Here is a 14,469-nt window from a genome sequence, read left to right on the forward strand (position 1 = left end):
GGTCAGCCACGGGCCAGCCGCGGGGTCACCCGGTCCAGCAGGTCGGCGATCCATGGCAGCCGCTCGGCCCCGTAGCGCAGCGCGGCCAAGAGCGCCGCACCCAGCGCCCCGATCCAGGCCAGCACCTTCAGCCCGCGCCGCCGCTGGTCGCGCCCGCTGCGCACGGTCGGGATGGCGACCACCGGCTGGACGCCCAAAGCGCGCTCCATCTGGGCGGCGCTGCGGATCGCCGGGTTCATCAGCTCCAGCACGAAGCCCGCCGCGATCCCGGCGACAAGGCTGGCCACGCCGCCCATGATCGCCGTCTTCTTGCGGCTGCGCGAGACCGGGAATTCCGGTACCAGCGCGGTTTCCAGCACCTCGAACCGGCCGGTCTGCTGGCGGTCCTCCAGCATCTGGCCCATCTCGGCCTCGGCCTTGCGGCGGGTGATGACGCTGTACTGGTCCTGAAGCTGCGTCATCTCGCGCTCAAGCCGGTTCAGCTCGCGCTCGACATCCGGCGCACCGGCGATCAGCTCGCGGATCCGGGCCGAGCGTTCGGCCAAAAGCAGCTTCTGCTCGGTCAGCAGGGCGATCTGGCGCTCGGTCACCTCTTCCCGCTGGCGGCTGGAGCTGGTCTCGATCGTGACGATCTGCCGGTCGAGCTCGAGATCGGCGTCGCGCAGGCTGGCAAGCTGGGCGCGCAGGTCGGTCAGCCCCGAGGGCAGCTGGTCGGCATTCTCGCGCTTGAACTCGGCAATCTCGTCATCCATGCGCTCGATCTCGGCGCCGACGCGGGCCTCTTCCTCGGCGAAGAACTCCAGCGTGTCGCGGGCACGGCCGACGCTGCGGTCGCGCGACTGTTCGATCACGGAATACATCAGCTCGTTGGCCACGTCGGCGGCCTTCTCGGCATCGCCCAGCCGTACCGTGATCAGAAGCCCGGAGGGCACGTTGCCACCCGGCGCAAAGGCCTGGCTCTGGTTGACGATTTCCTCGATCCGCGCCGCTTCGCGCATGCTGAAGATGCGCTCGTTCATGGTCATCGAGGGGTCTTCGGTGAACAGCGCGTGCTGCTCCATGATCCGCACCAGGTTGTCGCGTGACATCAGCCGTTGCTCGATCAGCCGAACCCGGCGGGCGGCATCGGTGCGCTGCGCCGTGGCCCCGGCCAGTTGGTCAGGCACGCGGGCATCCTCGATCTGCACGACGGCGGTGGCCTCGTAGAGCTTCGACTGGTTCAGCGCATAGTAGAGCGAGGCCACGCAGCCCAGCAAGGTGACGATCAGGATCACCCAGGCACGACGTTTCAGGGCCGACAGGATCTCGGCAAAGGACTGGAACTGGTTCATCTCGACTGCTCCCGCAATGTGGCCCCCAATGCGGAAGAGACGGGCCCGCCGTGCAGACAGGCGGCGGCCGTCATCTCCTGCCAGAGAGGTAACCAATCTGCCCCGGATTTGCCACGAATTTTCGCCAATTGTGGCGGAAACAGAGCGTGTCCGACGCGGCGTCGATGGTCACATTTTCGCCGCTTTCTCAACGCATTGTGGCCGGCATCCCTTGTGCGCGGCCGCCCGCCCGGGGATGCGGCAGCATGACCAGCGACACGATCGCCCCGGCCACCCGCCATTGCGCGACATCGAAGGTCTGCGCGTGCCATATGTCGGGAATCGCGGCGGTCTCGGGCGTGCGGACCAGCGCGGCCCTGCCCCGCTGCAGATCCACGCTCAGCCCGTCGAAGCCGAACAGCACCCGCGTCTGCGGGTAGAGCGCCTTGTAGACCGCCTCCTTGGCGCTGAAGCGCAGTCGCAGGTCCCGCCGCGAACTGGCCGAGACCTCTTCCGGTCGGGTGATCTCGTCATGCAGCGCGGGGTCGAGGGGCTGGTCCCGCTCCAGGTCCACGCCCAGCGACAGACAGGTCGCCGAACGGGCAAGCACGGCAAGGCAGGTGCCCTCGGCATGGGTCAGGCTGCCGACCAGGCCCGCGGGCCATATCGGCGCGCGGTCGGTCCCCGAAGGCACGGCCGCGGGTGGCAACCCAAGGCGCTGCATGGCCTGCCGCGCGGCAGCACGACCACCGGCAAATTCGGTGCGCCGCCCGGGCACGGCGCGTGCCACGGCACTGGCTTCTTCAGGCCACAGGGACGCCGGATCGGTCGGTCCCGAGACGCCGAAGGCGATCCCGTCGGGCAGCGCGATCCGGTCCAACGCCGTGGCCAGCGCCTCTGTCCGCATCGGCTCAGGCGCGGCGCCGGGCCCGCATCTCGCGCCGGCGCGCCATAGCCTCGGCCCGGGTCTGCCCCTGCCCCGCCGCCGCCGGAGCGGGGGCCGGTGCCGGTGCGGGGCTGGGACGCGGCGCCGGGGCCGCGATCGGGCCCGAGACCATGGTCGCCACCCGGTCCACGAGATCGCCCAGCACGGGGAAGCGGAAGATGTCGGTGATCGACAGCGCGGTGACGCCCAGCCGCTCGCGGACGGCGCGATGCGCCTGCACCGCCAGCAGGGAATGCCCGCCAAGGTCGAAGAAATTGTCCCGGCTGCCGATCTGCTGCACGCCCAGCACCTCGGTCCAGATGCCGGCCAGCACGCGCTCCAGCGCCGCCGCGTCGGGGGCCGCCTCGGGCGCTTTCGGGGCGGCGGCCGCGGGTTTCACCGGGGCCGGCGCGGCCTCGGGCACGGGCAGCGCCTTGCGGTCCACCTTCTTGTTCGGCGTCAGCGGAAAACTGTCCAGCCGGACCAGCCGCGCGGGCACCATGATGGCAGGCAGGTCGCGGGCCAGCGCGGCCTTCAGTGCCGCCGCGTCCTGCGCATCGCCGGTGTAGTAGCCCACCAAGCGCAGGTCTCCGGGCCGGTCCTCGCGCGCCAGCGCCACGGCCTGGCTCACGCCCGGCTGCGCCTCGAGCGCCGCCTCGATCTCGCCCAGCTCGATCCGGTGGCCGCGCAGCTTGACCTGGTGATCGACGCGGCCGACGAAATCGATCCGCCCATCGGCGCGCCGCCGCACCAGATCGCCGGTGCGATACATCCGCCCGGGATGGAAGGGGTTGGCGCGGAATTTCTCGGCGGTCAGCTCGGGCCGGTTCCAGTAGCCGCGGGTCACGCCCTCGCCCCCGATCCACAGCTCGCCCTCCTGCCCGACACCGACCGGCGCCTGCGCCGCGTCCAGCACGTAAAGCTGCTGGTTGGCCAGCGGCGTGCCGATATTGACCACCGCCTCGCCACCCTCGGCCGGGGCGAGGGAGGACCAGATCGTCGTCTCGGTCGGGCCGTACATGTTGGTCACGCTGGCCTCGGTGATCTGCGCGAACTCGGACACCAGCGCCCCGGGCAGCGGCTCGCCGCCCAGGAAGAGATGGCGCACACCGCGCAGCGCATGGCGCGCCTCGTCGTTCATCGCGATCATCCGCGCCATGGAAGGCGTGCATTGCAGATGCGTCACGCCGTGCCGCAGGATCTGCGCCGCGATCGAGAAATCATCCGCCTCAAGCTCGGGCTCGGATGCGGCGGCCTGCACCACCTCGGCCAGCGGCCGCAACCCGTCAAGCACGGTCTGGCGGTCGATCCCGTAATCGATCAGGCAGGCGATCTCGTCCACGCCGATGGCGCGCAGCTCCTCGGTGCGGGCCATGGCATCCTCGACCGTGCCGAACAGCCCGCTGTCGTTGAAATAGCGCTCGAAGGCGAAGTCGAGGATCGCGTCCATCTCCTCGGGCTCCAGCGCGTCCAGCTGCAGGTCGAAGGCGTTGTTGACCCCTTCGGGCCGTTTGAAGGCCGGAAAGACCCAGGCATATTGCTTGATCAGCCCGGCGGCCGCGTTCAGGTAGGCCTTCATCGGTCCTCGCGCGATCTCGCGCGCATGGTCCCGCGTGTCGCTGAGGAAAGTGTGCAGCATCAGCGTGACGGTGAAGTCCTTGGGGTCATGCCCCGCCTCGCGCAGCGCGGCATGGTAGATCCCGATCTTCTCCTGCACCTCGGCGATGGACTGGCCCAGCAGGTGCGTCAGCACGTTGCAGCCCAGCCGCCCGGCCTCTTCCCAGGTCTTGGGATTGCCGGCGGTCGTGACCCAGACCGGCAGCTCGGCCGAGACCGGGCGCGGCTGGGTGACGACGGCATGCATCTCGCCATCCTTGCGCGGAAAGGCCACCTCTTCGCCACGCCACAGCCGGCGCACCGTGTCGATGTCGCGCAGCATGGCGGGCTTGTTCTCGGGCGGGGTGTTCTCGGGGCGCAGGATGAAATCATCCGGCTGCCAGCCGCTGGCGATGGCCATGCCGGCGCGCCCGCCGGTCAGGTTATCGATCACCGACCATTCCTCGGCAATGCGCGCGGGATGGTGCAGCGGCGCCACGACGGACCCGGCGCGCACGCCGATGTTGCGCGTCACCGCGGCCACTGCCGCCCCGGTGACCGAGGGGTTGGGATAGGGGCCGCCGAAGGCGTGGAAATGCCGCTCGGGCGTCCAGACGGCGATAAAGCCGTTCTCGTCGGCAAAGCGCGCCCCGTCCAGCAACAGCGTGTACTTGTCGCGCCCCACCCCGTCATCATTGCCCCAGTAATACAGCGAAAACTGCATCCCCGAGCCGCCGCGCCGCATTGGCCCCTTAGAGATCAGCCCGCGATCCTCGTCCGAGCTCATCACCACGGTGAAGCCGCGGGCCGTGGTCCAGAACAGCTCGAGCACCGAGATGTCGAAGCTGAGCGAGGTCACGGCAAGCCATGTTCCGGCCGGCCCGAACCCGTCCCGCGTCGCGCCCGTGGCGTGCGGGACATGCGCATCCATGCCGGTGTAGAAGTTCAGCACGTTGCGATGCTCGATCATCACGCCCTTGGGCTTGCCGGTCGAGCCGGAGGTGTAGATCAGGTAGGCCAGATCCTCGGGCCCGCTGGTCGGCGCGGGCGGCGTGGCGGGCTGGGCGGCCAGCCGCGGTTCGGCATCCAGCACCAGCAGGTCGGCGCGGTGCGGCGGCAGCATCGGCTCCACACCGGCCTGCGTCACGATCACGGCGGCGCCGCTGTCCTCGACGAAATGCTGCAGCCGGTCGGCCGGGTAGGCCGGGTCCATCGGCAGGTAGGCGCCGCCGGCCTTGAGGATCGCCAGCGCCCCCACCATCAGGTCGACCGAGCGGCGGCAGCACAGGCCCACCACCTGGCCCGGGCGCACGCCCATCTCGCGCAGCAGATGCGCGGCGCGGTTGGCCTGCGCGTCCAGATCGGCATAGGTGACGCGCCTGTCCTCGAAGACCAGCGCCACGGCCTCGGGCGTCTGCGCGACCTGCGCCTCGAAGGCGCGCTGCATGGTCAGGCTGCGGTCGTGATCCGTCCCGGTCGCGTTCCAGCGGTTCAGCACCATGTCCCGCTCGTCCTCGGGCAGGTCGCCTCCCGGCGCGGCGGCGGCCAGTTCCAGCCGGGCGGCCCAGAGCTCGGCCATCGCGGGTGCCAGTCGACCGCTGTCATAGCTCAGCCGCGGCGCATCGCCCAGCTCGACCGTCAGCACGGTGCCCGGTACATGGCCCGCCCCCTGCGACAGGCCGATATGGGGCAGCTCGGGCTGCGACAGTTCGGGCGCGCGCAGGGGCAGGTCACTGGCAAACCCGTCGGGTGTGGCGGTCCCGTCGGCCAGCGCCGCCAGCGCAGAGCCGTCGATCCGCAGCGGCGCCCAGGGCGCGACCATCCCGGTCGCGGCCGCCTCGGCCAGCGCGGCATCGGCCCAAGCGATATCCGCCTCGGCCTGCCCGGTCAGCGCCTGGACCCAGCGTGCGATGGCGCCCAACGCCGGGTCGGGCAGTGACAGCGCGCGGGTCCGGATCTTGCCCGAGGTCGCGTCGAGCCCGGTCAGCTCGGCCGGTCGCAGCTCGGCCAGCCGTTGCCGCATCAGGCGATCCCGCCGCGAGACATGGGCCAGCGCGGCGTCGATGCGGGCAAGCGCCTCGGCCTCCGGTACCGGAACGACATCGCCCACCGCGACCAGCGTATCGGGCGCGACCGGCGCGCCGCAAAGCTCCGTCAGGCCCGACAGCACCAGCGCGCCTTCGCCGCAGGCGATGGTGACCTGGGCGTCGCTGACCTCCAGCACCGTACCGGGGGCTGCGTGGCTTTCGACCACGCGCGCCCCGCCGATGCGCAGCAGCCTGTCGCCCAGCCGGATCCGGGCCACACAGAGCGGGTTCCAGTAGTCGCCGTAATCCAGCGCTCGCACCAGCCGGTGAAGCTCGGCCGCCGGGCGGGACAGGTCCAGCAGACCGCCCCCGGCGGGCCGGTCGGCCAGCGCGTGATAGCTGCGCTGCGTGACATCCTGGGGGAGGCGCTTCAGCACGCCGCTCTCCAGCTGGTCGAGCAGCCGGTCAAAGCTGGTCAGCGCGGCCTCGTAGGCCTTGGTGTTCACGGTCAGCGCCGTGTCGGTATCGTCGATCGCGAAGCCCTCGGTGACCAGCAGGTCGCCGGTATCGACGCCCCGCTCGACCATGTGCCAGCTGACACCGTGATGCGCCTCTCCCTCGATCAGGGCCCAGACCGGGGCGTTCAGCCCGGCATGGCGCGGCAGGGGGCCGTCATGGAAATTGACCGCGCCCTTGCGCGGCAGCGACAGCACGTCCTCGGGCAGGATCGCGAGGTTGGCGATGGACAGCAGCCAGTCGAACTCCAGCCCCTCCAGCCGTGCGGCAAGGTCGCGGCCCTTCGCCTCGACCCGCAGGCCGCGCGCCCGGGCCCAGCCGGCCACGTCCGCGCTGCGGGTCACGACGGCTGCGATGCGGTTGCCGCGTGCCAGCGCCGCCTCGGCACATTGCACCAGGAGCGACTCGCTCCCCATCACCACACAGGAAAACTGGGACATGGTCTCTACTCCGCTCGTGCCTCAAAGGCGGTCCCGGGCAGGCGCGCCCGAACCGCCTTGCGCTTTCCCGGCAAGGGCCGGGTCATCGCGATGAAATCGTGTGTCAGAAGATCGCTCAGGAAATGCGGCGGGTCTGCGCGCTCCTTGCGCTGGACCAGGCGCCGTGCACGCCAGATCAGCCCGCCCGTTAGATGCGCCAGCGTCGCCGCCACCGCCCCCGCCCGGCCGTGGTTCTTGCTGAAGTAATGCCACCGGCTGTCCAGCCAGAAGCCGGGGATCCGCGCCCAGCGCTTCATCCCCGTCGAGACCGAGCCGATATGCGCCACGTGGCTGTCGCGCACGTAATGCGTCTGGTGGCCCGCCCGCGCGGCCCGCAGGCAGAGGTCGGTTTCCTCGAAATAGAGAAAGAACGTCTCGTCGAAGAGGCCAATCTCGTCCAGCACCGACTGCCGCATCATCATCGAGGCACCGGCCAGCCAGTCGACCCGCCGGGTCGTCTCGGGCACGCCCAGCGGCACCACGTGGCGCCGCAGCAGCCGCGTCAGCGGACCCAAGCGCGCCGCGCCCTCCAGCTCGGACCAGGCCGAGGGGAAGCGGAAGGCGGTGACATGGGGCACGCCATCCTCGCCATGGATATGGCTGCCGGCAAAGCCCGCCTCGGGATGGGTTTCGAGGTGATCCAGCAGCTTGCGGATCGCGTCGGGCGCGGGGAAGGCATCGGAGTTCAGGATGTAGACGTAATCCGGCGCGCTGCCATCCGACATCCGGGCCCGGATCCCGACATTGTTGCCGGCCCCGAAGCCGCCATTGCGATCGGACCGGATCAGCCGGATCGGCTGGCCCTGCGCCCAGTCCTCGGTGGCCAGCGCCTCGGCCATGCGGGCATGCGAGCCGTCCTGGCTGTCATTGTCGACGATGACCAGCTCGGCCTCCAGACCCTGCATCGCAGCCAGCGCCGCGCGGACCGAGCGCAGGGTCATCTCGGCGGTGCGATAGTTGAGAGAGACGACAAGAATCCGGGGCATATTCATCACTCCGCCGCCTGGTGACCGGGGAAGGCCACGATTTCACCATGCCCGTCGGCCACCGCCTCGGCACCCTGGATCGCCTCGCGCATCTGCGCGGCCAGCACGCGGACATTGGGCTCCAGCACCATGCTGTCATGATCGCCCGGCACCTCGTGCACCTCGACATGCGGCACGAAGCGCCGCCAGTCATTGTCGGGCAGCACATAGGCGCGTTCGGAATTGACCAGCCGGCCCTGCGACACGGTCCACTTGCCGTGCAGCGGCGGACGGTAGAGCACGAGCCGCCCGTCCCATGGCCGCACCCGGTAGCGCGCCACCGCGCGATAGAAGGCGGCCTCGATCTCGGCATTGTGGAAGGCATGCTCGGCCCCCGTCTCGGCGACCTGCCGGCGCTTGGCAAATTCCCATGCGATGCGGTTCTTCGCCCAGATGAACGGGTAGAAAACGCCCTTCTCGCGCGCCTGCTGCCACTGGATGAGCAGCCGGTCGCGCCGCTCCAGCGGGCGGCGCTGCGGCAGCGGGGTGTCCAGCATCACCACCAGGCTCACCTCTTCGCCCATGGCCTCCAGCTGGCGGGCCATCTCGTAGGCGGTGATCCCCCCGCCCGAGAATCCGCCCAGCATGTAGGGGCCCCTGGGCTGCACCTGCCGGATCTCGGCCAGGTAATCGGCGGCGGCCTCCTCGATTGTCTCGTGCGGGGCCTCGTCGCCATAGAGCCCGCGGGCCTGCAGCCCGTAGAACGGCCGGTCGGTGCCCAGCAGATGCGCGAGATGGCGCAGGTTCAGCACGTTACCGAACATACCCGCCACTAGGAAGAAGGGCCGCCGCGCCCCGCCATCGCCGTCATGCATCGGCACGAGATGCGAGAAACGGCGCTCGGGCGTCTTCGGCGCGGCCTCGGCCCCGTCGCCCTCGACCGGACCGATCTGCGCCTCGATCATCGCGGCGCAGGTGCGGATGGTCGGCGCCTCGAAGAGGACCGAGATCGGGAAATCGACGCGGAAGGCTTTCTTGACCATGGCGAACAGGCGCACCGCGATCAGCGAGTGCCCGCCGAGGTCGAAGAAACTGTCCTCGACGCCCACGTTCTGCACGCCCAGCAGCTCTTCCCAGAAGCCGGCCAGCACCCGCTCGATCTCGGTCTCGGGGGGAACGAAATCGCTGTCCAGCTGCGGCCGCTCGAAGCTCTGGCCCCCGGCCTGCTCGGCCGCGGTGGCGGCAGCGGTCTGGCGCACCAGCGCGTCGAGGTCCGTCGAGGAGACGACCACCTGCGGCAGGCCCAGCGCCAGCGCCCGGTGAAAGGCCTCGACCCCCTCGGCGGGCAGGATGCCCTGTTCGAGATTGTGCGCCAGCCGTTCCTCGGCCGGCGACAAGGGCTGAGTGGCATCGGCCGCGTCGACCTCCAGCTCGGCCGCGGTCAGGGGCGGCGCGGTCTTCAGCATGTCGGCCGAGTCCAACCGGCGGATGGTGAAGCCCGACACCTCGACCACCACGCGCCCTTCCGGATCGCAGATCGTGACGTCGAAACTGGCGGTTTCCGCCCCGGCGCGGTTCTGCGCGGCATTGCGCACCCAGGACACCACGCGGTCGGGCAGCGGGCCATGCACGCGCAGCCGCGCGTAGCGCACCGGCACCCAGAGATGGGTCGGCTGATAGCCCTCGATCAGGTCCATGGCCCAGCCCGTGGCGATGTCCAGCAGCGCGGGGTGAACAAGGCAGCCATCCCGCTCGGCCAGCGCCGGCAGCGACAGCTCGGCCAGGCCCTCACCCTGGCCCAGCGCGCGGGTGTCCAGCACCTTCCAGCGCGGCCCGAATTCCAGGTGCACCTCCTGCGCCGAGGCCAGCTTGCCGCCGGCCGGGGCGGTGACGGCGGTGCCGCAGCGAGCGCGGATCGCGTCCAGATCGAGCGGCACGGGCGGGGTCATCGGCATCAGCGAGACCGCGGCCTGCGCGACCAGCGCGTGGCCCTTGCGCCCGTTCAGCGTGGCATCGGCCAGCACGTCCAGCCCATAGCCTTCGTCATTGCGCCGCAGCCGCACCCGCACGTCGCGCGATCCGCCCTCGGCCGCCCGCAGGGGCCGCAGGAAGGCGAGGTCGCGCAGCTCGAAACCCTGCGCCCCTTCATGGGCGGCCAGCGCGTGCGCGGCCAGCGTGACATGGCCCGTGCCCGGCAACAGCGCATCGCCCGCCCGGGTCCGGTGTTCGCCGATTACCCAGTCCCCGGCATCGAGCGACGTGGTAAAGACCCGGTTGCCCTGCGCGTCAAAGCTCATCTCGTCCAGCAGCGGCAGCGCGACGGGCTCCACCGGGGCCCTGGGCAGCGTACCGCTGCGCGCGGCAACCGCCTCGGCCGCCATGCCGACCTCGTTCCAGATGCCCCAGTTCAGCGCGACCACGCGGGTCTGGCCGCTGCGCGCCCGGGCAAAGGCGTTCAGGTACTCGTTGGCGGCCACGTAATCGACCTGCCCCGCCGGGGCCGTCACGGTCGAGGAGGAGGCGAAGAGCACCATCCAGTCCACCGCCCCGTCGGGGAAGACCTGCCCCAGCACGTCGGTGCCGTGGATCTTCGGCGTGAACACGTCCTCGATGCTGGCCGGCGTCTTGGTCAGAAGCGGCGCGTCGTCGATCACCCCGGCGCCATGCACGATGCCGGTGATGCGCCCGAAATAGGATTCCACCGTCTGGCGCAACGCCTTCATCTGGCCCAGGTTGCAGACATCGGCCGCGACCACCATGACCTCGGCCCCGGTGGCCTCTAGCGTCTGCACCGCGCATATGCGGCGCGACACCGGGTCCTGCGGCGCGTGCCGGGCCATGTAGCTGTCCCAGTCGGCGCGGGCGGGCAGCGCCTTGCGCGCCACCAGCACCAGCTTGGCGCCGCGGGACGCGAAATCCTGCGCGAGGCTGAGCCCGATCCCGCCGAACCCGCCGGTGATCAGGTAGACTCCGCCCGACTTGGGCGCCGGCGCGGGCGACAGCGCCACCGGCAGATGCGCGCATTCAAAGCGCCGGTCGCCGCGCAGCGCCGCGACGCGGTTGCCCGGCGTGGCCATCAGTTCCTCGAGGATGCGCATGTCCAGCGCCGCCTCGGCCGCGGCCCGGGCCTCGGCGGCGCGGCGGCGGGCCCAGAGAGGCGCCGCCGGCTGTTCGGGCAGGACCACGTCCAGCGTGCCGACGGTGATCCCCGACAGCTCGCGCGGGATGACGCGGGCCGGGCCGGCCAGCGTGGCCTTTTCGGGATAGGGCAGCGGCTCGTCGCGCAGCCTGGCCGCGCCATTGGTGACCACGCTCAGATGCAGCGGGCGCGGCACGCCCTCGGCCTCCAGCGCCTGCGCAAGGAAGAGCAGCGCGTAGAAGCCCTGCTCTTGCACCCGGTGGAAGAAGCTCGACCCGGGGCGGAAGCTCTCGTCGCCCGTCACCAGCCAGAAATGGCCGATCCGCGTAGGCAGCACGCCGCGCGCGGCCAGATCCTGTACCAGCCGGTCATAGCCTTCGCGCCCGCGCTCGGGTGCAAGGATGTAATTGCCATCCGTCAGGCGCGAGAAGGTGTCGCCGGGGCGCACCTCGACCACCGCATGCCCGGCGGCGCGCAGCCGCGCCGTGGCCCGCGATGCCAGCCCGCTTTCGTCCGAGAACAGCAGCCATGTCTCGCGCGGAGCTTCGGCCAGGTCATGGGTGACGTCGACATCCAGCGCGGCGGAGCGCGGGCGCCAGACCGGCTTCCAGCCCCATTCCTCCAGCGCCTCGGTCTTCATCAGGTAATGCGGCGTCTCGGCCGTCTCGGCCTTTCCCGGCGCAATGAAATAGGGGCTGCGCTGGAAGGCATAGGTGGGCAGCGGCACGCGCAGGCGCCGCGCCTCGCCCCAGACCTGCCCCCAGTCGAAGCTGACGCCCAGCGCCCAGAGCCGGCCCAGCACCTCGAACATGTGCTTGTCATCCGCGATCCGGTCCTCGGGGTGGCGCAGCGAGGACAGCACCTGGTTGGCGCTCAGCTCGGGGTGCTGGCGCGCCAGCGAGGACAGCGCTTTGCCCGGTCCCACCTCGAGGAAGACCCGGTTCGGCGCGGCCAGCGCGCCGACGCAATCGGCAAAGAAGACCGTGCCGCGCAGATGCTCGACCCAGTAATCGGGATCGGTCGCCTGCGCCTCGGTCATCAGCGCGCCGGTGCGGTTCGAGGTCAGCGGGATCTGCGGCGGGTTGAGCGGGATCGACGCCAGATAGGCGCGGAACGGCGCGAGGATCGGCTCCAGCATGCGGCTGTGCGCGGCGATGTCGATGCCGATGCGCTGCACCTCGATGCCATCCGCCTCCAGCCGGGCCTGCAGCGCGTCCAGTGCCGCCTGCGGACCGGTGGCCACCGACAGCTCGGGCGCGTTCACCGCGCCAAGGTCCAGATCCTCGCCCAGGTAGGGGCGCAGCCGCTCGGCCGAGAGCGCGACCGACAACATGCCGCCCTTGGCCACGCTGTCGAACAGCGTACCGCGCAGATGCACCAGCCCGATGCACTCCTCGAACCCCATGACGCCGGCGACGCAGGCCGCGGCGTTCTCGCCCATGGAATGGCCGGTCAGCGCGGCGGGGGTGACGCCCCAGCTCATCCACAGCTGCGCCAGCGCCACCTCGGTGATCAGGATCAGCGGCAATTGCACCGAGGGTTGCAGCAGCGCGCGGTCGGCCGCCGCCGTGTCGCCTTCGGGCAGCCAGGTGGCCTGGATCTGCCGTCGTGCCGCGTCGACATCGCCGCCCGCACCGGCCGTGATCCGGGCGAGATGGTCCAGCCCGCGTTCCATCCATTCGGCAAAGACCGGCTCGGTCTCGTAGAGGTCGCGGGCCATGCCGGCATATTGCGCGCCGCCGCCGGGGAACATGAACACCGTCTCGGGCCGGTCCAGCGCGCTATGGGTGAACACCCGGCGCGGGTTCCCCTCCTCCAGCAGGCGCGCGGCCTCGTCATGGCTTTCCGCGACGACGATCCGGCGCCGCTCGAAGGCGCGGCGACCCTCCTTCAGGGTCCAGGCCACGTCGGCCAGGTCCTGTTCGGGATGCGCGCGCAGGTGATCGGCCAGCCGGCGCGACCCGTCCTCGAGCGCGCCCTTCGAGCGCGCCGACAGCGTCAGGATCTGGAAGGGAAAGTCGCTCTCGCCCGGAGCGCCGCGGTCGGGCGCCTCTTCCAGCACCACGTGGGCATTGGTGCCGCCCACCCCCAGCGAGTTCACGCCCGCACGGCGCGGATGCGCGCTGGCAGGCCAGTCGGTCAGCCGGTCGTTCACGCGAAAGGGCGAGGCCTCGAAATCGATCGCCGGGTTCGGCGCTTCATAGCCCAGCGAGGGCGGCATCTGCCTGTGGTGCAGCGCCAGCGACGCCTTGATGAGCGAGGCCACCCCCGCCGCCGTGTCGAGATGCCCGATATTCGTCTTGACCGAGCCGATGCGGCAATGGCCCTGCGCATCGCTCGTCTCGTGGAACGCCTGCGTCAGCGCGGCCACCTCGATCGGGTCGCCCAGATAGGTGCCGGTGCCGTGGCATTCCACGTAATCCACCGTGTCGGCGCTGATCCCGGCAAAGGCCTGCGCCTCGGCCACCGCGCTGGCCTGCCCGTCGACCGAGGGCGCGAGATAGCCCGCCTTCTGCGCCCCGTCATTGTTCACGGCCGAGCCCTTGAGGACCGCCCAGATGTGATCGCCATCGGCCACCGCGTCGGCCATCCGGCGCAGCACCACGACACCCGCGCCCGAGCCGAAGACCGTGCCCTGCGCGCGGTGATCGAAGGCATGGCAGGCCCCGTCGGGCGACAGGATCTCGTTCTCCTTGTAGAGATAGCCGCGCTTCTGGGGCAGCTCGATGGTCACGCCGCCGGCCAGCGCCATGTCGCATTCGCCGTTCATCAGCGCCTGCGCCGCGTAATGCGTCGCCACCAGCGATGTCGAGCAGGCGGTCTGCAGGTTGATCGACGGCCCGTGCAGGTCCAGCACGTGGCTGAGCCGGGTGGTCATGAAATCCTTGTCATTGCCGGTATGGCGCAGCAGGAACATGCCCGTGTTCTCGACGAGATCCGGGTTCGAGCAGACATTGAAGTAGAAATACGACCCCATCCCGCAGCCGGCAAAGACGCCGACCTGGCCGTCGAACTGCTCGGGGACGTGGCCGGCCGTTTCCAGCGCCTCCCACGCGGTTTCCAGGAATTGCCGGTGCTGGGGGTCCATGATCGCCGCTTCCTTGGGCGAGAACCCGAAGAACTCGGCGTCGAACATCTCGAAATCGTCCAGCGGGGCGGCAAAGGGCACGTAGTCGCGATGCCGCATCAGGCCGGGATCCTCACCGGCCTCGGCCAGTTCCTCGGCGCTCAGCCGCCGTATCGAGGACACGCCGTCGCGCAGGTTCCGCCAGTAGGCCGCGATATCCGCGGCCCCCGGCAGATGTGCCGCCATCCCGACGATCGCGATGTCGGTCTCGGCATATGTCCCAGCGTCGCCTGTCATGATCGATTACCCCACGTCATGCCGCTCCGCCACCCGGGCCCGGGTATGACGGCGAAATGCGGCGATTTTTAGGTACCCACTGTTGAGTTGGTCGCATTTTACACGAATTTTCAGACTCTTGGCATCCATGGCGGACACAATCGCCTGC

Annotated in this window: 5 protein-coding genes; all 5 read right to left on the minus strand. The window is 70.3% G+C overall.

The window, feature by feature from the left end:
* Positions 1–2: 2 nt before the first annotated feature.
* The 5 genes from AVJ23_RS14085 to AVJ23_RS14105 all read right to left on the minus strand — a co-directional run bounded on the left by AVJ23_RS14085 (position 3) and on the right by AVJ23_RS14105 (position 14,321).
* Entirely contained in the window at positions 3–1,331 is a 1,329-nt protein-coding gene (locus AVJ23_RS14085) for a GumC family protein (RefSeq protein WP_058862843.1), read from the minus strand.
* A 187-nt stretch (positions 1,332–1,518) separates the two neighbouring features.
* Positions 1,519–2,217: a 4'-phosphopantetheinyl transferase family protein gene (locus AVJ23_RS14090; RefSeq protein ID WP_058862844.1), complete on the minus strand. Its 699-nt coding sequence runs from the start codon at positions 2,215–2,217 to the stop codon at positions 1,519–1,521.
* Between the two features lie 4 nt (positions 2,218–2,221).
* Positions 2,222–6,814: a MupA/Atu3671 family FMN-dependent luciferase-like monooxygenase gene (locus AVJ23_RS14095; protein WP_058862845.1), complete on the minus strand. Its 4,593-nt coding sequence runs from the start codon at positions 6,812–6,814 to the stop codon at positions 2,222–2,224.
* 5 nt (positions 6,815–6,819) lie between these two features.
* Positions 6,820–7,839: a glycosyltransferase family 2 protein gene (locus AVJ23_RS14100; RefSeq protein WP_058862897.1), complete on the minus strand. Its 1,020-nt coding sequence runs from the start codon at positions 7,837–7,839 to the stop codon at positions 6,820–6,822.
* A 5-nt stretch (positions 7,840–7,844) separates the two neighbouring features.
* Entirely contained in the window at positions 7,845–14,321 is a 6,477-nt protein-coding gene (locus tag AVJ23_RS14105; RefSeq protein ID WP_058862846.1) for a type I polyketide synthase, read from the minus strand.
* Positions 14,322–14,469 lie beyond the last annotated feature (148 nt).

The organism is Pseudoponticoccus marisrubri (genome assembly GCF_001482405.1).
GTDB lineage: Bacteria > Pseudomonadota > Alphaproteobacteria > Rhodobacterales > Rhodobacteraceae > Pseudoponticoccus > Pseudoponticoccus marisrubri.

Excerpts from the sequence above, each read along its gene's own strand:
- AVJ23_RS14100 (WP_058862897.1), bottom strand. The coding sequence starts at position 7,839 with ATGCCCCGGATTCTTGTCGTCTCTCTCAACTATCGCACCGCCGAGATG.
- AVJ23_RS14085 (WP_058862843.1), bottom strand. The coding sequence starts at position 1,331 with ATGAACCAGTTCCAGTCCTTTGCCGAGATCCTGTCGGCCCTGAAACGT.
- AVJ23_RS14095 (WP_058862845.1), bottom strand. The coding sequence starts at position 6,814 with ATGTCCCAGTTTTCCTGTGTGGTGATGGGGAGCGAGTCGCTCCTGGTG.
- AVJ23_RS14090 (WP_058862844.1), bottom strand. The coding sequence starts at position 2,217 with ATGCGGACAGAGGCGCTGGCCACGGCGTTGGACCGGATCGCGCTGCCC.
- AVJ23_RS14105 (WP_058862846.1), bottom strand. The coding sequence starts at position 14,321 with ATGACAGGCGACGCTGGGACATATGCCGAGACCGACATCGCGATCGTC.